22 protein-coding genes and 1 tRNA gene are annotated in these 18,286 nt (G+C 71.1%); 4 read left to right on the top strand and 19 right to left on the bottom strand.

Annotated elements, in window-relative coordinates; translation table 11 throughout:
- Positions 1 to 5 precede the first annotated feature (5 nt).
- The 3 genes from ACTVZO_RS14315 to ACTVZO_RS14305 are packed head-to-tail and all read left to right on the top strand — an operon-like array spanning position 6 to position 4,055.
- Positions 6 to 2,561, top strand: a complete 2,556-nt coding sequence (locus ACTVZO_RS14315; protein WP_443298756.1) for a phosphoribosyltransferase — start codon at positions 6 to 8, stop codon at positions 2,559 to 2,561.
- Positions 2,558 to 3,391: an HAD family hydrolase gene (locus ACTVZO_RS14310; RefSeq protein WP_443298755.1), complete on the top strand. Its 834-nt coding sequence runs from the start codon at positions 2,558 to 2,560 to the stop codon at positions 3,389 to 3,391. Before ACTVZO_RS14315 ends, ACTVZO_RS14310 begins: the two co-directional genes overlap by 4 nt.
- A gap of 4 nt (positions 3,392 to 3,395) precedes the next feature.
- On the top strand, positions 3,396 to 4,055 hold the full coding sequence (locus ACTVZO_RS14305) for an O-methyltransferase (protein WP_443298754.1): 660 nt from the start codon (positions 3,396 to 3,398) through the stop codon (positions 4,053 to 4,055).
- Between the two features lie 36 nt (positions 4,056 to 4,091).
- On the opposite strand, the gene ACTVZO_RS14300 is transcribed toward ACTVZO_RS14305, so the two are convergent.
- The 3 genes from ACTVZO_RS14300 to ACTVZO_RS14290 all read right to left on the bottom strand — a co-directional run bounded on the left by ACTVZO_RS14300 (position 4,092) and on the right by ACTVZO_RS14290 (position 6,460).
- The gene (locus tag ACTVZO_RS14300) at positions 4,092 to 4,313 is read right to left on the bottom strand and encodes an FmdB family zinc ribbon protein (RefSeq protein WP_443298753.1); all 222 of its coding nucleotides are present in this window, start codon (positions 4,311 to 4,313) and stop codon (positions 4,092 to 4,094) included.
- An 81-nt stretch (positions 4,314 to 4,394) separates the two neighbouring features.
- Positions 4,395 to 5,099 (bottom strand): DUF4383 domain-containing protein, encoded by a 705-nt coding sequence (locus ACTVZO_RS14295; RefSeq protein WP_443298752.1) that lies wholly within the window; start codon positions 5,097 to 5,099, stop codon positions 4,395 to 4,397.
- A 74-nt stretch (positions 5,100 to 5,173) separates the two neighbouring features.
- Entirely contained in the window at positions 5,174 to 6,460 is a 1,287-nt protein-coding gene (locus tag ACTVZO_RS14290) for a hypothetical protein (protein ID WP_443298751.1), read from the bottom strand.
- A 65-nt stretch (positions 6,461 to 6,525) separates the two neighbouring features.
- On the opposite strand from ACTVZO_RS14290, the gene ACTVZO_RS14285 reads away from it, so the two are divergent.
- Positions 6,526 to 6,600: transfer RNA gene (locus tag ACTVZO_RS14285), tRNA-Val, on the top strand.
- A gap of 315 nt (positions 6,601 to 6,915) precedes the next feature.
- On the opposite strand, the gene ACTVZO_RS14280 is transcribed toward ACTVZO_RS14285, so the two are convergent.
- From ACTVZO_RS14280 to ACTVZO_RS14205, 16 genes are all read right to left on the bottom strand, one after another.
- The gene (locus tag ACTVZO_RS14280; protein WP_443298750.1) at positions 6,916 to 7,947 is read right to left on the bottom strand and encodes a YgjP-like metallopeptidase domain-containing protein; all 1,032 of its coding nucleotides are present in this window, start codon (positions 7,945 to 7,947) and stop codon (positions 6,916 to 6,918) included.
- Between the two features lie 112 nt (positions 7,948 to 8,059).
- Entirely contained in the window at positions 8,060 to 9,607 is a 1,548-nt protein-coding gene (locus ACTVZO_RS14275) for a ParB/RepB/Spo0J family partition protein (RefSeq protein ID WP_443298749.1), read from the bottom strand.
- Between the two features lie 66 nt (positions 9,608 to 9,673).
- Positions 9,674 to 10,279, bottom strand: coding sequence for a hypothetical protein (locus tag ACTVZO_RS14270; protein ID WP_443298748.1), 606 nt, complete (start codon positions 10,277 to 10,279; stop codon positions 9,674 to 9,676).
- A gap of 34 nt (positions 10,280 to 10,313) precedes the next feature.
- Positions 10,314 to 10,676 (bottom strand): hypothetical protein, encoded by a 363-nt coding sequence (locus ACTVZO_RS14265; protein WP_443298747.1) that lies wholly within the window; start codon positions 10,674 to 10,676, stop codon positions 10,314 to 10,316.
- 106 nt (positions 10,677 to 10,782) lie between these two features.
- On the bottom strand, positions 10,783 to 11,568 hold the full coding sequence (locus tag ACTVZO_RS14260) for a phosphoadenosine phosphosulfate reductase (RefSeq protein ID WP_443298746.1): 786 nt from the start codon (positions 11,566 to 11,568) through the stop codon (positions 10,783 to 10,785).
- On the bottom strand, positions 11,565 to 12,635 hold the full coding sequence (locus ACTVZO_RS14255) for an N-6 DNA methylase (protein WP_443298745.1): 1,071 nt from the start codon (positions 12,633 to 12,635) through the stop codon (positions 11,565 to 11,567). The genes ACTVZO_RS14260 and ACTVZO_RS14255 overlap by 4 nt, the downstream gene beginning before the upstream one ends.
- Positions 12,636 to 12,790: 155 nt before the next feature.
- Positions 12,791 to 13,372, bottom strand: a complete 582-nt coding sequence (locus ACTVZO_RS14250; RefSeq protein WP_443298744.1) for a hypothetical protein — start codon at positions 13,370 to 13,372, stop codon at positions 12,791 to 12,793.
- The gene (locus ACTVZO_RS14245) at positions 13,369 to 13,839 is read right to left on the bottom strand and encodes a hypothetical protein (protein ID WP_443298743.1); all 471 of its coding nucleotides are present in this window, start codon (positions 13,837 to 13,839) and stop codon (positions 13,369 to 13,371) included. The genes ACTVZO_RS14250 and ACTVZO_RS14245 overlap by 4 nt, the downstream gene beginning before the upstream one ends.
- 23 nt (positions 13,840 to 13,862) lie before the next feature.
- A complete protein-coding gene (locus tag ACTVZO_RS14240; RefSeq protein ID WP_443298742.1) occupies positions 13,863 to 14,345 on the bottom strand; it encodes a hypothetical protein in 483 nt (160 codons plus the stop codon).
- A gap of 121 nt (positions 14,346 to 14,466) precedes the next feature.
- Positions 14,467 to 15,906, bottom strand: a complete 1,440-nt coding sequence (locus tag ACTVZO_RS14235; protein WP_443298741.1) for a DUF3560 domain-containing protein — start codon at positions 15,904 to 15,906, stop codon at positions 14,467 to 14,469.
- A gap of 16 nt (positions 15,907 to 15,922) precedes the next feature.
- Entirely contained in the window at positions 15,923 to 16,129 is a 207-nt protein-coding gene (locus ACTVZO_RS14230) for a hypothetical protein (RefSeq protein ID WP_443298740.1), read from the bottom strand.
- A complete protein-coding gene (locus ACTVZO_RS14225) occupies positions 16,120 to 16,578 on the bottom strand; it encodes a hypothetical protein (protein ID WP_443298739.1) in 459 nt (152 codons plus the stop codon). The genes ACTVZO_RS14230 and ACTVZO_RS14225 overlap by 10 nt, the downstream gene beginning before the upstream one ends.
- On the bottom strand, positions 16,575 to 16,883 hold the full coding sequence (locus ACTVZO_RS14220) for a hypothetical protein (RefSeq protein WP_443298738.1): 309 nt from the start codon (positions 16,881 to 16,883) through the stop codon (positions 16,575 to 16,577). Before ACTVZO_RS14220 ends, ACTVZO_RS14225 begins: the two co-directional genes overlap by 4 nt.
- Positions 16,884 to 16,943: 60 nt before the next feature.
- Positions 16,944 to 17,249 carry a hypothetical protein gene (locus ACTVZO_RS14215; protein ID WP_443298737.1) on the bottom strand — a complete coding sequence of 102 codons (306 nt, stop codon included), beginning with the start codon at positions 17,247 to 17,249 and terminating at the stop codon, positions 16,944 to 16,946.
- A gap of 70 nt (positions 17,250 to 17,319) precedes the next feature.
- Entirely contained in the window at positions 17,320 to 17,685 is a 366-nt protein-coding gene (locus ACTVZO_RS14210; protein WP_443298736.1) for a hypothetical protein, read from the bottom strand.
- 109 nt (positions 17,686 to 17,794) lie between these two features.
- On the bottom strand, positions 17,795 to 18,262 hold the full coding sequence (locus ACTVZO_RS14205) for a hypothetical protein (RefSeq protein WP_443298735.1): 468 nt from the start codon (positions 18,260 to 18,262) through the stop codon (positions 17,795 to 17,797).
- Between the last annotated feature and the right edge of the window lie 24 nt (positions 18,263 to 18,286).

Here is an 18,286-nt window from a genome sequence, read left to right as displayed (position 1 = left end):
CCCTGGTGACGGCGGAGACGACGAGGAAAGGCAAGACGATCGAAGCGGTGTGGTCGGGAACCTGGGTCGCGGACCGGCTGGGCGTCAGCCTGGAGGAGGCCGGTACGCCGGGCTCGCCGCGGCTCGCGGAGCTGCTCGGACTGGCGCTGCGGCGCAACCCCAAGCGGGCTCACCTGCTGGTCTCGCAGGTACTGGGCAAGCACGTCCCGCAGTCCCCGGCCGTCGTCTACGCCGCCGGATACGGGCTGGGCGAGCGGGTCCGGGCGCTGCTCGGTCCGGACGGCGCCGCCTCCGCGGTGGTCCTCGGCTACGCGGAGACGGCCACCGGGCTCGGCCACTGCGTCGCCGACGGCCTGGGCGACGCCCCGTACCTGCACTCCACCCGCCGGCCCGTGGCGGGGGTGCGGGCCGCGGGCGGCTTCGAGGAGGCGCATTCGCACGCCACCTCGCACCTGCTGCTGCCCGAGGACCCCGCGCTGCTGGCGGGCAGCGGGCCGCTGGTCCTCGTCGACGACGAGTTCTCCACCGGCAACACCGTCCTGAACACCATCCGCGACCTGCACGCCCGCCACCCGCGCGAGCACTACGTGGTCGTCGCCCTCGTCGACATGCGCTCCGCGGCCGACCGCGACCGCCTCACCGCCTTCGCCGCGGACATCGGCGCCCGCGTGGACCTCATAGCCCTGGCCTCGGGCACGGTCACCCTCCCGGACGGCGTCCTGGCCAAGGGCCAGGCCCTGGTGGAGCAGTACCAGGCCGAGGCCGAGGCCCGAGCCGCTGCCGAGGGCGGGGACGCAGCCCCGGGAGACGGCCCGCGGCCGTTCACGCGCGTGGACCTGGCCTGGCCGGCCGCGGTGCCCGACGGCGGCCGCCACGGCTTCACCCCCGCCCACCGCACGGCCCTGGACAAGGCCCTGCCCGACCTGGCCGCCCGGCTCGGCGCGGCGCTGGCCGCCCTCGGCGACACCCCCGGCCGGATCCTCGTCCTCGGCAACGAGGAGCTGATGTACGCCCCCCTGCGCCTCGCGAAGGCCCTGGAGGAGGCGGGCGCGGCCCGCGAGGTCCGCTTCTCCACCACCACCCGCTCGCCCGTGCTGGCCGTGGACGACCCCGGCTACGCCATCCGCACCCGGCTCGTCTTCCCCGCCCACGACGCTCCGGCCGACGGCCCCGGCGACCGGTACGCCTACAACGTCGCGGGCGCCGGCTTCGACGCGGTCGTCGCCGTCGTCGACTCGGCCGGCGACACCCCCGGGCTGCGCACCGGACTGCTCGCGAGCCTCGCCCCGCACACCGGCCGGGTCCTGCTGGCCGTCGTACCTTCCTACGTACCCGACCGGCAGGAGCAAGAGCCGATCATGACCGAGCAGACCACGGACGGGGCCCTGCGCGAGCCCGTGCGCGAGCCCGTGCCCGCGCCCCTGCGCGAGCCCCTGCGCGGCCCCGCCTTCTCCTCGTACGCCGCCGAGGACGTCGGCTGGCTCCTCCAGGACTTCTCCGACGTCGAGCTGGAGGCCCCCACCGAGGAGCGCGAGGAGGCGATCCAGGCGGGCGGCGCACACTACGCCGAGTCCCTGCCCGTCGAATACCAGCCGTCCCCGCAGTACCAGGAGCTGTACCAGAGCGCCCTGACCGCCTCGGCGGCCCGCATCGCCCGCGCCGTCGGCACCGTCACCGAGACGGTCCTCGCCGAGCGCTCCCCCTCCCCGGTGCTGGTCTCCCTGGCCCGCGCCGGTACGCCCGTCGGCGTACTGATGCGCCGCTGGGCACGGGCCCGGCACGGCCTGGACCTGCCGCACTACGCCGTCTCCATCGTGCGCGGCCGCGGCATCGACGCCAACGCCGTGCGCTGGCTGGCCGCCCGGCACGACCCGGCCGACGTCGTCTTCGTCGACGGCTGGACCGGCAAGGGCGCCATCACGCGCGAGCTGACCGCCGCCCTCGCCGAGTACCCCGGCTTCAACCCGGAGATCGTGGTCCTCGCCGACCCCGGCTCGTGCGTGGAGACGTACGGCACCCGCGAGGACTTCCTGATCCCGTCCGCCTGCCTCAACTCCACCGTCTCCGGCCTCATATCGCGTACCGTCCTGAGGTCCGACCTGGTCGGACCCGGCGACTTCCACGGCGCGAAGTTCTACAGCGAGCTCGCCGGCGCGGACGTCTCCACCGCCTTCGTCGACACGGTCGCCGCCCACTTCGACGCGGTCGCCGACGCCGTCGGCGAGGAGGTCAAGGAACTCCTCGCCGCGGACCGCACCCCGACCTGGGAGGGCTGGGCGGCCGTCGAGCGGATCAGCGAGGAGTACGGCATCCACGACGTGAACCTGGTCAAGCCCGGAGTCGGCGAGACCACCCGGGTGCTGCTGCGCCGGGTCCCTTGGAAGATCCTCGCCCAGCGCGGCGCGGGCACCGACCTGGACCACGTACGGCTGCTCGCCGAGCAGCGCGGGGTCCCGGTGGAGGAGGTCGACGGCCTGCCCTACACCTGCGTCGGACTCATCCACCCCCGATTCACGCGCGGCGCCACCGGCGCCGACGGAAAGGCTGTGGCCTCGAAGTGACTGTCCTGGTAGCCAGTGATCTCGACCGTACGCTCATCTACTCGGCGGCGGCCCTCGGCCTGACCATGCCCGACCCGGTGGCCCCCCGGCTGCTGTGCGTCGAGGTCCACGAGAGCAAGCCGCTGTCCTACATGACGGAGACGGCGGCGGCACTGCTGGCGGAACTGACGGCCGACCCTTCGGTGGTCTTCGTCCCGACGACCACGCGGACCCGCAAGCAGTACCAGCGCATCCGCTTCCCCGGCCGCCCGGCCAAGTACGCCATCTGCGCGAACGGCGGCCAGCTGCTGGTCGACGGAGTGCCCGACAAGGACTGGCGGCGGCAGGTCGCGGCCCGCCTGGCGCAGGAGTGCGCCCCGCTGGAGGAGGTCCACGCCCACCTGCTGGCGACGGCCGACCCGGCCTGGCTGCGCAAGGCGCGGGTGGCGGAGGAACTGTTCGCGTACCTCGTCGTGGAACGCGCCCTCGTCCCCGACGAATGGCTCAAGGCGCTGGCGGAGTGGGCGGAGGCACGCGGCTGGACGGTGTCCCTCCAGGGCCGCAAGATCTACGCGGTACCGCGCCCGCTGACCAAGAGCGCGGCGATGCACGAGGTGGCCCGCCGTACGGGCGCGACCACGACCCTGGCCGCCGGAGACTCGCTCCTGGACGCCGACCTGCTGCTCGCGGCGGACGCGGCGTGGCGCCCGGGCCACGGCGAACTCGCCGACGCCCGCTGGCACGCCCCGAACGTGAAGGCCCTGGCCGCGGCGGGCGTGCTCGCGGGCGAGGAAATCGTCCGCGAATTCGGCCGAGCGGCCGGACGGGCGGCCGGAGCGTTGCGAGACTGACCGCATGACCAAGGGCAACAGCACCAAGATCACGGATGAGCTCTACCGGTACATGCTCGCCCACAACCCCCCGCTGGACGCCGTCCAGCGGGGGCTCGTGGAGACGACCTACGCCAAGTTCCCGGACGTCGCCGGGATGCAGTCCGCGGAGGAGCAGGGGCCGCTGCTGGCCTTCCTGGTCCGCCTGACGGGGGCCCGCCACATCGTGGAGGTGGGCACCTTCACCGGCTTCTCCTCCCTGGCGATGGCCCAGGCACTGCCGGCCGACGGCCGCCTCATCGCCTGCGACGTCTCCGAGGAGTGGACGGCATACGGCAGGGAAGCCTGGGAGGCGGCGGGCGTCGCGGACCGCATCGAGCTGCGGATCGCGCCCGCGCTCGACACCCTGCGCGCCATGCCGGCGACGCCGCACATCGACATGGCGTACGTGGACGCCGACAAGGAGAGCCAGATCGCCTACTGGGAGGAGCTCGTGCCGAGGCTGCGCCCGGGCGGCCTGATCGTCACGGACAACACGCTCTTCCACGGCTCGGTCCTCGACGAGTCGGCCACCGGCTCGGCGGCCGGTGTCCGCGCGTTCAACGACCACGTCACGGCGGATCCCCGCATGGAGTCGGTCCTGCTGGCGATCTCGGACGGCGTGACCCTGTCCCGGAAGCGCTGACGGCTCCGGCGGCCGCCGGAGGGGGAAGGCTCCGGCTTATCCGCAGCCGCCCCCACCGCAGCAGCCGCCGCCCCCGCCGCCCATGGCGCGAGCGGGCGCGGGGGCACTGCCCGTCCCGCCGACGGCGACGGCGGACAGCAGCTTGACGGTGTCGGCGTGACCTGCGGGGCAGTCGGCGGGCGCCGAGGACTCGGCCATCGGCCGGCTCAGCTCGAAGGTGTCGTCGCAGGTCCGGCAGCGGTACTCGTATCGAGGCATGCGGCCAAGGCTATGCCGCCGCGGCCGCGACGGCTACGGCCGACCCGGCTGCGAGGGCTACGGCCGACCCGGCCGCCACGGCTAGGGCCGACCCAGCGCGGCCGCCCGGTACGCCCTGTCCTCCCTCGCCGCCTGTTCGGGGTGGCGGGCCCGCCAGTACGGATTGTCGTGCGGCAGCGCGCTGCCGACCCGCCCGTACATCCCGAACCACATCAGCATCACACCGACCACGAAGCTGAACAGCACGTTGGGGATCTTGAAGGCCAGGAAGTTCAGTTCCGTGTCGAGCAGCGCGAGGTTCACGAACCCGCTCGCGATGAACAGCAGGCCCAGCACGATGTTCAGGGTGGAGGCGAACGTCCCGCCGATCACCATCCCGATGCACAGCAGCGCCCCGATGCAGATCGACAGGACGCTGAGCGCGCCGTTGGTGTTCAGGGCCAGCACGGTGTCGCCGCCGGTGTCGAAGAACCCGATCCGGTCGACGAGCCCCAGGATCCCGAACACGATCAGCAGCAGCCCGGTCAGACCGGCACCGACCCGGTAGACCTTGCTGAGCTTGTGATCGGCCGGCAGATGCTCGTCGAGCCGGGCGTTGACGGGGTGCAGGGCGCGCTGCAGCAGCCCGGCGGAGGCCTGTGGCGCGTGGGACGCATAGGGCTCGTGGGGCACGTAGGGCGCATAGGACTCATGGGGCTCGGTGCACCCGTACAGCGCGTGCGGCGCGTACGTCTCACGCCGCGACGCGGCCTGCTCACCGGACCTGTGGGAAGTGTGGACAGCCATCCCGCCCTCCTCTGCTCCGTAGCTCCGTTCCGGGCACCAACTCCAGCATCCGCCGCCACCCCCACGGGGACAACTCAGCCGTGGCCGCGCTCCGCCCGGATCCCGTTGACCACACGGTTCACGGCCTCCCGTACGTCCTGCATCTCCAGCAGGAACGCCCAGTAGTCCGGATGCCGCCCCTCCAGCCCCGCCAGTGCCCGGTCCACCCGCGCCACCGACTCGTCCAGCGGCCGCGCGTGCCGCGGATCGGGCACACTGCGGCCCGCCATCGCCAGCCGCTGCGCGTCGCGGATCGCGAACCGCGTCCGGTCCACCTCGGCCTGCGGATTGCGCGCCACGTCCTCCAGCCGCGTCAGCCGGTCCTGCGCCGCCGACACCGCCTCGTCCGTGGCCTCCAGGGAGTCCCGCACCGCGTCGATCAGCACCCCCACATCGGCCCAGCGCTGCTCGTCCCGGGCCCGGGAGGCCTCCAGCAGCCGGTCCTCCGCCCGCGCCACATCCCGTATCGCCTCGTCCGGCACCTGCTGGAGGTCCTGCCAGCACGCCGCGCTGAACCTCCGGCGCAGCTCGCTGAGCACCGGATCCACCCGGTCCGCCCGGTTGCGCAGGGCCTGGGCCCGCGTCCGCAGGCTCACCAGCCGCCGGTCGATCTCCGCGGCCCGCTCCGGCAGCCGCGCCGCCTCGGCCCGCACGCCCTCCGCGTCCCGCAGCATCCGGTCGGCCCGCTGCACGGTCTCCTGCACCCCGTGCCGGCCCGCACCCTCGTTCAGCTTGGTCAGCTCCGGGCCGAGCGCCGCCAGCCGCGCCGCCAGATCATCGGCCCGCATCCCCTTGGCCCGTACGGCATCCAGCGCATCACTCGCCGCCAGCAGCGCCGCCTTCGCCCGCTCCCGGGCCGGAGCCACCCGGGCCAGCTGCGTCTCGGCCTTGTCCAGCAGCGGCTGCAACCCCTGCGCGAACCGGTCCAGCTCCCCCTTGACCCGCACCAGCTCATCACGAGCCCGGGTCAGCTCCTCCCGCGCCCGCGAGGCGGCCGACGCCTCCAGATCGACCCGGTCCAGATCGTGCGCGTCCACCGCCTCGATGTACACATGGCTGACCTGATCGATCCGCTGCCCGAGCGCGGCGAACCCCTCGCCGGCCTGCCGCCCGGCGGGCGAACCGTCCGCCGCGGCGATCGTCTCGATCGAGATCCTCAGGTCCCGCTGCGCGCTGTCGAGCTCGTAGAACGCCGCGGCAGCGGCATCCTTCGCCGCCTGCGCCTCGGCCCGCCGACTCTCGTCCCGCCCACCGAACCACCGCCGGGATGCCGTCGTCACAATCCCTCTCCCGTACCGCGTGTCCGCAATGCCCCGCACCATTCTCCCCCAAGGGAACGGGTTTGCGTGGGGGGTGTGCCCGCCATGTAGGCTGTCCACTCATCCACGGGTGCGTAGCTCAGGGGTAGAGCGCTGCTCTTACAAAGCAGATGTCGGCGGTTCGAAACCGTCCGCGCCCACCATGCCTCACCAGGCATTTCTTATCGAACGGACCCCAGGAGATCTCTCCTGGGGTCCGTTTTGTTCTTCCCTGGGGACAGTCTGGGGACAAGGCGGATCTTGGGCAGTCCTGGGGACGGGTGCCACCCCGAGGTGACCTCGGTTGACATCAGTTGCCCGTGCTTGGCGCTGCGGCTACGCGCCAGACCGGCGTCCCGAGGGGGAGCACGCGGCGGGAGTCGCGGCAACGGCCCTGGTCAGAAACATCGCTGCGAAGTAATGAGGTCTGCTCGGGATTCGCGACCGTCTTCGCATCGCATCTTCGGTGACATCGGCACCTAGGCGGGCAGGACCATGCGCTGCTGGCCGGGGTGCCAGACGCACTCGGCGTACAGGCGGTTGTAGTCGTGCTCGGCCCTTTCGTCGGTGGCGTTGCAGGGTTCGGCCCGGCCGGCCACGGGTCGGTAGAAGAAGCCGTACTCCTCGCACTCGTCCGTCCCCGGCCATCGTCCGGTCCAGATGGTGAGGCAGATGGTGCCGGGGTGGCAGGAGCCGCGCTGGAAGCCGGTGAGCGCGCAGCGGGCGACGTCGCAGCGGTTGGTGTGCAGGGTGCCGGGTTGGGCGTGGCATCCGGGGCAGGCGTCGGATTCCTTGGCGGCTTCTTGGGGGGCTAGGGCGAGTTCGCCGAGCCAGAGGGTTCGGAGGTTCTGGTCGACTTCGTGGCCGTCGGCGATGGAGTGGAGGTTCAGGTTGCGGTGGAGGAGTTCGCGGAGGTGGAGGGTGGGGAGTTGGGCGAGTGCCCAGTGGAGGGCCAGTTCGCCGTTGGGGCGGCGGTTGACCCAGTGTGTGTGGGTTCGCTTACGGGTTGAGGCAGTGATCTTTATGTCGCGGTTCGGGACGAGTCGGGTGATTCGTGCACTGTTCTTTTCCAGCCATTTATTGGCCACGTCCACGTGCAGGTTGATCATGATTTGCCGCGCTTCGTCCGCATTTTCTGCTGCCTCCTGACTCAGGTCGACGACGAAGCCGTCGCGGGGGTCGTAGCGGACCCGGGCGGGCTCGGTCTGCGGCCGGTCGCCGGTGAGGCGGAGGATGTGCGGCGTGCCGAGGATCGTGAAGGTCTCGCCGTCGCGGAGGGTCTTGGTGGGGTTGGCGGGGGCCTGCGCGCAGAGCTTGCTCAGCTGGCGGTAAACCCAGTGCTTGCGGCGGGTGACGAGGGCGCGGGCGTCGTCGTCGGTGAGGGTGTGCGGGCCGCGGACGGTGATGCCCTCGTGGGGAGTGACGGCGAGGTCGGTGGTAGTGCGGTTGCTGGTCTTGATGGTGATGGTGACGCCGGCGTGGATGGCGGTTCGCGTGGCCTTGCTGGTCATGGGCGGTGGTCTTTCTGGTTGACGGGGTGGCCGTGCGGCGTGCACCCCGTATCGAAATTCTGCTATCCATGAGGGGTGGGTGCGGTGCGCGCACCCACCCCTGAGGGGAGTCCTACTTCTTCTGGCGTGCGGGTCGGTACCGCTTCATGCCGTCGGCGAGGACTTCGGCTTCTACCTCGCTGAGCGTGTACCCCTGGCCCTTCAGGAAGCTCAGCCAGGTCACGCAGCTCTCATCGACGTTCCGCCAGGCGCCGTCGTGCATGTTCTCGCTCTCGAACATGGCTGCCACCTGGGCCAGCAGCAGCCGCCACCGTCGGGCCTTCGGCGTGGTCGCGATGAGCTTGGCGTAGGGGTTCTTCACCCGGTTCCACTGGCTGCGGTCCTTGTTGGGGTCCGGGAGGCCGAGGAAGGCGGAGATGAGCTCGGTCTTCGGGTTGCTGGCGTGGCGTCCGTAGTGGATGGAGGTGCCGGTGATCACGCTGAGGATCAGCGTCCATGTGGAGTCATCCGCCTCACCGTTCGCCGCGCACATCCTGGCGATGAACTCCTGGCGGACCCCTCGAGCCGTACGCCATGCCTTGTTGTAGCGGATGACCTTGCGGCGCGCGTCCAGCTCCTCGGGGGTGGACTTGGTCTTCTTGCTTGCTGCGGCGGCTTCGTCGGTCAGCTCGTGTCCGTACCGCTTCCAGTCGGTGCAGACCCACTCCACCTCGGTTTCGCCGGGGGCCAAGGCTGCGGCGTGCCCGCCGCACTTGGCGTGCTGCTCCGAGGTCATCGGGTTGCCGATATCGGTCACCAGGTCGGCCAGGAGGCGGGACTTGTCGTTCTCCCGGTGCGCCCGCCAGACCACGATCTGGATGCCCTGCTCGGCCAGCTCCTTGACGATGCGCTCCCGCTCCTGCTGCTCCTGCTGTGTCTGCCGCAGCTCCGCCAGGGCGTGGGCCCAGTTGCCCCGCTTGTCGTCTCCTTCCCTGGTGTCGCGGGTCTTGGCGCGCTGGAGCTTGGACAGGGCGCCGGGGACCTCTTCGACGGTCTGGAGGTCGGCCATCTCCACCAGGTCGAAGTCGGCGGTGGTCGCCTCCCGGAGGGCCTTGTCGCTGAGCTTGGCGGCCTGCGGGGCTGCAGTGATCTCCTCGGGTGAGATCCCGAGGGCGCGGGCGGCCCGCTCGCGCTTGAGCTTGCCCACCGGCATCAGAGCCAGCTGTTCGGCAGCGTCGAGCACGTCGAGGGTCGTAACTTCCCGCCGGTGAACGTTCTCGATCACGGACAAGGCCAGCGCCTCGTCGTCGGCGTCACGCAGGTCCTCGCGGACGATCGCGGGGACCATCCGCACGGGCTCGCCGGCCGCGAGAGCCCTCTGTACTGCGATCAGGGCGGCCTTCATCCGGCGCTGCCCGAAGACGACGCCGAGCAGCCCGTCCTGCGCGCCGGTCTGCGGGCGCAGCAGTAGCGGCGTGTGGACGCCGAACTCGAAGACGGACTCAACGAGTGCCGGGTCGGGTTCGGTGCCGTTGTCGTCGTCCCCACGCTTGCGGCGGTGGTTGTACGGGTCGATGACGAGTTCGCGAGGGTCGATCCAGATGAACTGCCCGTTGAAGGAGGTGGTGGTTTCCTCCGCGTGGTCGTGGACGCTGGTGGGCTCGATGGCGGTTGCGGTCATGTTCGGCTCCTCTGCGATGTGGGGTGCGGGCGGTGGGTTCGCCCGCACCCCGGCGGTCTGGTCGGGTTAGGCGGTGGTGGCGGTCTTGGGCTTGCGGACGGCGGTTCGCCGCGGGGCGGCCTTCTTCGTGGGCGCCGGCGGGGTCTTGGGTGCGGCCTTCTTTGCACGGGTTCGCGCCTTCGGTGCCGGTGCCGCGTCGGCGGGCTGTACGGCGTCGGGGCGGTCGGCTTCGGCCGGTACGGACTCGGGGACCTCGGTGTTCGGCTCCGTGGGCGGCTGCTCGTCGGTGGTCGGGGCCTCGGTCGACTTGGCGTCCTTGGGCTGGTGGAGCGTGCCGTTCTGGCGGAGCTTGGGGCGGTGACCGTCCATCGCGGGCAGGAGCCGGTTGGTGATGACCGCCATGAGGCTGTCGTCGATGGAGGTGTCCTCGCGGAAGGTGACACCGGCGTTGTAGGCGGGCTCGCCGTCGGTCCGTACATAGGTCTGGGCGGCGGCTCCGTCCCACAGGTGTCGGATGCCGAGTACCGCTCCGGTGGTGTGGCCGTACTGGATGGTCTTGGGGTCGGGACTGGTCTCGATGCGGGTCCAGTCCGGCCCGAGGCGGTCGGCCAGGGGCTCGGCCAGGAGGAGGAGGTCGATCAGGGAGATCCGGGCGCTGGTGTCTGCGGTCATGGTCGTTCTCCAAGAGGTGTGCTGCGGGCGGGGGTTACGGGAGGATGCAGGCTTCGCGGATCAGCGCGGCTGCGTCGTCGGGGAGGCTGGTGATCGTCTCGGTGGCGGCGACGTAGCCGATGAACAGGACTTCGCCTGCGACCAGTTGCGTGATCTGAGATTCGAGGGCGTCGGAGGCGGCGGCTGCCCACAGGTTGAGCGGCTGGCCTGCGCGGTGGACGCGGGCGAGAACGACGACGTTCGGACCGGTCGGCCGCTCGATGTGCTCGACGGCCTCGACGCTGTCGAGCAGGGCGCGGCCAATCACCCTGTAGTGCTGGCTGGGGTCGCTTCCGAGGTCGTATTCGCGGACCTGCCCGTTGAGGTCGATGCGCAAGGCGGTGGTGGTGTCGGTCATGGCTCCTCCTGTGGCTGTAGGCCGGGTTCCCCCCCCGCCTCATAACTAAATTCTACTACCCGTGAGGAGGGGGTCAAGTCCGTTTGCGCAGGTCAGCAGGGGGGCTCTAGGTCATGCACCATCCGGAATCGCAGCCGGGATCGAACGGCAGCTCATCCTGCGCCGCGCTGATCGCGTCGGCCAGCGGGCGGCCGGTGCGCGTCAGGAACACCTCATCCCGGCCGAGCGCCGCGCGGCGCGCGTTCAGGGTTTCCTCGAGGTCGCACGCCCGGCTGAACAGGCTGGGCCGGTCGCGGGCCAGCTCCGACCAGCCTGGGAGCGTTTTCAGGGGACAGAACCAGCATGCCGACTTGGGCGGGGCCTCCAAGCCCTCGTCCGCGATCAGCCCCAGGCAGTCCGTGCGCCGCATCCGCAGGTCCAGCAGCGGGTATGTCACCCGCTCGTACGGTTCGACCCGCCGTGAGGTGGCCCGGCCGATCTCGTCCATGGAGATCCCGATCCCCACCTCCGCCGGTGCGTCACGGTGCGCCCCGTTCCTGCGCAGCCACCCCCCTGTCACCTTGACCTTGTGGTCCCGGGTGCAGCCGCGGGTGCCAGGTGCCCCGTTGCTCATCCGTACCGGGATCGGCAGCGACCTGGAGCCCGGGCGCATCAACCGCTCCCACAGGGTCTCGCGCCGTCCGGCGGTCTGCCGGTGAAGCACATGGAGGCGAAGGCCGTTGGCGCGGGCGTAGGGGGCGGCGACCCGATGGATGTAGTCCAGGGTGCGCGGGTCCTCGCTGTCGTCGCCGACGTTGGCGAAGAGGAAGTCGCGGTGCGGGATCTCCCCGCGGGCGGCCAGCACCATCAGGCTGGTGCTCTGAACGCCTCCGCCGTAGCTGACCGACTTCACGCCGCCACCGCCGTCTCCAGCAGCGCCTGCGTCCGGCGAACGGCGGCGATCATGCGCGCGGTGCCCATCACCTGGTCGCGGTGCGCGATGACGGCCCGTGCGTGGGCGCGGGCATCCTCGACGGCGCGGGGGTTGACCAGGGAGTCGTCGCAGGCCACCACGACGTTGGGGCCCAGGCCCCAGACGATCGCGTTGACTGCTGCGCAGGCCGCCGCGACCTGGTCTATGTCGACCATCGACCATTGGAAGTCCGCCGGGTCGAGGCCGCGCCAGCGCAGGGCCTGAGCGGCGGCGCGGAGCATGCCGCCGCTCCCGCCGGCCGGGTCGTGGATGTGCTGGCCTGCCTCGGGCCCCTTGGCCTCCATGGTGGTTTCGGCGGAGAGCTCTGCGAGCATCACTTCCCCGAGCATGGTCGTCACCGACGATGGGGTGTGGAATTCACCAAGGCCCTGACGGGCGCCGTCGCTTCGGAGAAGCATGATCACGTGCGACAGGGCGTCGGTCCGTGACCGCTCGATGGCGTCGGGGTGCCCGGTGAGGTCGAGGATCCCCGCTTTCAGTGCGGCTTCGGTGACGACCTTGACGCAGTGCGCGCGGTGGTCGTCGATCTCGCCCGGAGCGTTGAGCCACTCGTGCAGGACGCGGGCCCGGTCGATCAGATCGGGGCGGGCCTGCCAGTGTCCGGCCCAAATCTGCCGGTACATCTCGATCAGCTCGCGCGGCTGCTGGGCGAGGATCTGGGCCTTGAGGTCCGGCCCGTGCGCGTCGCGCTGCCTGATCAGGGTGAGGGCGGCGACGAGGCCGATGGGCACGGCCATGTCCGGGCCGCCGTGCGCCCTGTGCCATGCGCCCGCGACGGCCTCGCCCAGGGTGACAGCCGTGCGGTGGGCGCCCTCGTCGGACAGTCGGCGGCCGGCCGCAGGCTTCGCGCGCGGGGCCGGAGCTGCGGCGACCGTAGGGCGGGTGGTCGCGGTGGGTGCTGCCGCACGGTGTGGAGCGGGTGCGGGCTTCGAAGGCTGCTCGGACTCGGAGGCGAGCGCGGCGAACAGGTCGAGTTGCAGGTCCATCGTGGCTCCTTGGGGTGCTGAAACGGGGCGACCCGTCCCGCGGGGGTGCGGGACGGGCCGGAGTTGAGGGTGCTGGCCCCTCAACTCATAACTAAATTCTACTATCTTTGGGGATGGGGTCAACCCTGGCTCCCGCCGCAGCGGGGGCGCCCGGCTCACCCGTTGTCGAGCCAGAGCAGGCCGTACGGGGTCCGGATCAAGGTGGACATCGCCGCCTTTTGTACGTCGGCGCCGAGGAGCTGCCAGTTCACCTCGTCGAAGCCGTCCCGGTATTCCTCGATCTCCATGCAGTGAGGCGTGTCCGCCGCCCACATGACCTGAGCCAGGGTGGTTCCGAACCCGATGACCTGCTCCCGCATCCTCTGGTGCACGCCTTCCAGGTGGTCGCGCCACCGGTCGCCGCGCCCCGCCCAGGCGGCGGCGACACCCGGGCGCCAGCCGCGTTGCGGTGTCACGCCGCCGAGTTCCAGCAGCGCGGCCCACGCGACGGCCCGTTCCCGGTGCACGAGCTGGGGCAGGTATGTGAGCTCGTACAGAGCGGCACCCTCCCAGAACGACGCGTCGAGCTGCGGGGTATCCCGGGAGGCGGCTATGACGGCCTGCGCCTGGGCCCATTCCTCGGTGCGCAGACGGTTCGTGGGGATCAGGGTCCGGTACTCGTGTGCGGAGGACGGGTTGCGGACGCGGGCGAGCCAGGCCCCGCCGGAAGTCGCGTGCGGCCGGTCGATGGCGATCACAGGGCTCCTCGCAGGTGCTCCGGCATCACCGACTGCGCCCAGCGCGTGAACTCAGCCCGCCATAGGCGCAGTTCTTGCAAGTGCAGCGCGGCCTGCGAGGCGTGTACGGCGCGCTCATCTTCGGTCAGGGGGATTTCGACGCGTGCGCTGCACCACCCGGCCGGCCAGGTCGGACGGGTGGATTGCGGGGCGGCCATCGTCAGGTGCCAGTCCAGGTTGGAGATCAGGGTGTTCGTGGACTGCGCGGAGATGGGGTCGGCGTCCATGTGGTTGATGAAGTCGGGGTGCGCGGGGGTGACGTGGAAGCTGGCCCGCGCGGACTCGGCGGGCATCTCCACCCAGACCTTCTGTCCGTACACGGGGTGGTCGCTCGTTTGGACGACGTACCGGTTCATGGCCAGGCAGGTGCCTCGGGTCCTAGAGAGGTACAGGACGGAGACGCGGTCTCCGATCTTGAACGGCTTCATCGTGCCGCCTTTCATGGGTGTGGTCAGGAGCGGGGGAAGGCGCGCTGTGCGGCGCGGCCGCGGCGGGCCGCCGCCGTGCAGGGGCCCAGGAGTCGTTCGGCGAGAAAGAGAGCCTGCTCGCGGGCGCCGTCGGTGTGTGCTGAGCCGAGGAGCAGGGCAGCCTCGTGGAACGCCTCGGCGCTCACGGCGTGAGGCTGAGCGCACGCGCAGCTGCTTGTGGCCGTCGCTCCGAGCCGGTCGAGCCGTTCCGTGATCTCTGCGATGGGGAGGCACCCCGCGTGGCGGCCCTTCGGTCGGGCGCGGCGGAGGTGGCTGTAGAAGCGGAGGCCGTCCCAGCCGCACAGCAGGCACTTCACCGGCCACAGGACGTCCGAGCCCGGGTATCCACCCCGAGGTGCCCAGCCGAGTTCACCGACCCGGGCCAGCGCCATCGCCGCGGAGGTGATGTTGCGGGTGCTGGGTGGAAGTTCGTGCAGGTACTGGCCCAAGTAGCCGTCATCGGCCATGGTTCGGACTCCTTCGTGATCGTCGGGGCGGTGAGGGGGTGGGGTCACCCCCCCACCGTATATCTAAATTCTACTATCTATCGGGGTGGGGTCAACCTCTTGTCCTTCCACCGGGTGGGGGCTACCCGGCCAGGGGCAGGAGCGGGGCCGCCGCCGTTTCCACGGCAGGCTCGGCGGGCTCCTCGGGCGCAGCCTCCGGCTTCGGCTGGATGGTCCGCACGAAGCCGCTTCGGTCGCGGGAAACCGTCCAGTCGTCCTCGCCGCACACGTAGCCGCGCTCGTCGAGAATCCTCGCGATCTCGTCCTGGAGCGGGCGGGACCAGACCGAACGGTGGAACTTCGCGCCTTCCTCGGCCGTGATCGTCACCGGCTCGAAGTCCTTGTGCGGGCGGCTGTTGCCGTTCCACCACGTCAGCGTCGCCTTGGCCCCGCCGAGCGGGCAGGTGACGTAGACCCGCTTCGCGAGCTTCGGGTCGCTGGTGGACTTCGTCGCCTTCGGCTTCGGCTTCGCCGCCTGGGCCTCGCGGACGGCGCTCGCCGGCTGCTCCTCGGACGCTGCCCGCGCGGCCTTCGTACCGGGCACCTTCCCGTCCGCACGGAAGGCGACCATCGCCTCCTCCGGGCAACGGGCCCGGACCTTGGTGTAGTCGACCGGGTGGGTCCAGACCCGGCCGCGCTCGGTGGCGTCCTCCAGCGTCATCACCTGCTTAGGGGCGAGCCTCAGGTTCCACGCGACGCTCAGCGTCTTCGGGTTTACCCGGGCCACCTGGTACCAGGACCCGAGGCACACGACATAGTCGCCGGGGGCGAAGTCGTCCGGGCCCCAGACCTTGACGCCCTCGGCCTCCGCCTTTTCGACGACCTCCTCCCAGTGTCCGATCTCCTTGCGGATGTCCCGGATGAGGCGGGCGTGCCGGTCGACCGAGTCGTACCCCTTCTCGATGGCCTCCGCGTGGTGCCGCTCCTGCTGGCGTAGGTCGGCCCGCAGCGTCTCCAGGCGCCGCAGGGTGCGGTACGGGTCGTTTCGGTGCTGCTTGTACGACTCGGCGGCCTCGGCCCGCCCGGCCCAGTAACCGGCCTTCTTGTCCTCCTCGATCGACTTCCGCATGTTGTTGTGCATGCGCTCCTGGTCATGGCGGGCGCGGCGCTCGCTGTGGTGGCCTTCAAGGATCGGCTGGCCGAACTCGAACCGCCGGCTGATGTCGTGGGCCGCGCCGCGCCGGGCGTCGGAGGCCGCGGCGGCGCGGCCCGCACGGTCGCTGAACCGCTCGGCCCGGTCCTCGGCGCGCTCCTCGCGGGCGCCCTCGATCTCGGCGAAGGACCGGTCGTCGTCCTCGTTGATGTCGATCCTGACCTCGTGGCCGGCCGCGCGGAGGGCATCAGCCGCGCGGTTGATCTGCCAGTGCTGCGCCTCCTTGTCCCGGGAGCCGCGGATGTAGATGCCGACGTGCCGGGAGTGGCGGAAGCCGTGCTGCTTGACGATCTCGTAGACGCCGTCTCCCTTGACGGAGCCGTGGAGGATCGTGCCGTCGGCGCGGGTGTGTTCGATCTCGATGGTCATGAGTACGTCAGTCCCTTCAGGTGCGGATGAGCCGGGCAAGGGGGTGCCACCCGGCGTACAGGGCGTTGATGAGCGGGTCGTGGGCGGTGAGCAGGCAGACGGGGCCGGTGGCGCCCGTCGTGGTCTCGATCACCTCGAATGCGGCCGCCGCGTCCGTTCGATCGCGGACCGGTGTGTCATCTGCCTGGCGCAGCCAGACGCGGGCGCCGCTCGTCACATCCACCGGCCCGGGATGTGCTGGGCGAGCAGCAGCGTGGCGACGAGGGAGACGGCGTTCTCCTCCCGGTCGAAGGCGAGTGACTGGGCGGTCAGGAACGGGGGCGTGATCAGGTGGACGAAGTCGGTTCGGTCGGTCGCCCCGTTCGCCGCGGCATCTGCTGCCGCGTCGGAGAAGTACCCGGCGTAGCGTGCCGCGTCGTCGTCGGCCTCCCCGGTGAAGCGGCCTCGGGCCTCCCACGCGGCCTGGAGCAGCAGTATCCGGCGAAGCTCCGGGGTTGCCTGCTTCCACATCTCCAGAACTCTTGCCTGAGTGGCGAGTTCGAGCGGTGTGCGGTGCTCGGCCTGCGCGCGGAGGAGGTTCGCAGTCACGATGAGGGCCGTGCGGGTGGCGTAGAGGTCGAGCCCATCGGGCTCCAGGTCTTGGTGTGGGTAGTGGTGGGACGGCCTGGTCATCGAGACTGTCCGGCGTGCGTGGGCTGGTGCGCCAAGCGGGAGGCTTCCGTCAGGAGCCGTGCATCGCGGTGGCGGCCCAGGGTGAGCAGGGCGCCGACCTCGAACATCGTGAGCCAGGCGCAGTCGGTGACGGTCGCGGCGAAATCCGCGTAGGTCTGGCCGCTCTTGTGCGGCGGCCGTCGCCGCCAGGCGCTCTGAGCCACCCGGTGTGCCAGGTTGGCCGCTGCCGCAGTCTGCTTGGGGCTGAGGTTCAGGGTCCCGATGATCTCGGCGGTGCCGAGAAGGGGCAGGTGCTTGAAGGACATGGATCGTTCCAAGAGGTGTAGCGGGGCGCCCCGCGAGGGCGCCCCAGTGCAAGTAGCAGGTCAGGAAGAAGCCCAGCCGAAGAACAGCCAGCCATCGCGGCCGTCGTCGAGGACGACCGGCAGCGCGCCGGCCGGGCCCCACTTGTCGGCGATGCGCTGATCGGTGTCCAGCAGCTCGGAGGCGCGTTCATACGCCTGGTCCGTGCCGGTGCGGGGTTCGCCGAAGACCAGATAGGTGGCCTTCTCGGCGATGCTGCCGGTGTAGCTGCCGTGGCCGTGCTCGTGCAGGGCGGCTTCCCTGGCCGCGTGGAACGCTTGCTCGACGTTCACGCCGGCCTCGGTGTGGTCGAAGTCAACGGCTCCCATGGATGTCTCCGATTCGGTGTTGGGGTGGGGTTGGCGCGGCCCGCCCCCGGTGGGGCGGGCCGGGTGGTTCTCAGCGGATGTGGACGCGGGTCCGGTTGGTCCGCAGGGGGCTCGCGGGGCGGCGGCGGCAGACCGGCGCGGTTCGTACGTCGCGCAGGAGCTGCTCCACCGGGTCGAGGACCGGGGCGGGTGCTGCGGCCACCTCCGCCACGGCTCCGTCGAGGCAGGCGGTCCGCACATGGGGGAACTGCTGGTTCCAGCGGCCCATCGCGTCACCGTCGGCGGGGTCCAGGCCCGCTTCGAGGGCGAAGCTCTCCCACTCCAACGTCATCGCGACCGCGGCCCAGGTCAGGGCGACCTCGGCCTGGACCTCGCTGATCGCGTAGTCGCGGGAGACGGCCAGCACGCTGATCGGGTCGGGCATCGGGGTGTGCATCGCGGGTCCTTCCGATTGGAGCGGGTCGGGGCTTCCCCCTCCCTCATAGCTAAATTCTACTACCTTTGGAGGCGGTGTCAACATAAACCCGCAGGTCAGAGGGGTGGCGCTAGCCCTTCGCGACGACAGGGCGGCGGGCGCTCCTTGCCCCCCGCTTACGGATCGTCGCCGCGCCGGCCGCCCTCGACTCCGACCGCTGGGCCGTAACCCGGCACTGCCCGCACAGCGGCTCCCCGGCCCGCCGGTGCCCCCGCACGCCGCTGGGCTCGCCGCAGACCCCTGCTCGGGAGACCAGGGACTTCGGCAGCGCCGGGGCGCCGAGAGCGCGCGCCGCCTCCTGCCCGTTGATCCACAGCCGCCCCGCGCAGACGCCGTCGAACTGAGACCCCTTCGGCCGGACCCGGTCGTAGCACTCCTTGAGCACGGGGCAAACGAGGCAGGCGCGCACCAGTGGCTCAACCGCCTTCACCAGCCGCTCGGCAGGCTCTTCGGTCTGGCCTGCGGACAGGACGTAGCCCTCGGACCCGGCGCAGGCGGCCTGCTCCAGCCAGGTGGTGGCGGCGGTCGAGTTGATCACGGCGGGTCCTTCGTAGGGCGTGCG

This window comes from Streptomyces sp. IBSNAI002, from assembly GCF_052244475.1.
Lineage (GTDB): Bacteria > Actinomycetota > Actinomycetes > Streptomycetales > Streptomycetaceae > Streptomyces.
This window is presented reverse-complemented; position numbering and strand designations above follow the sequence as displayed.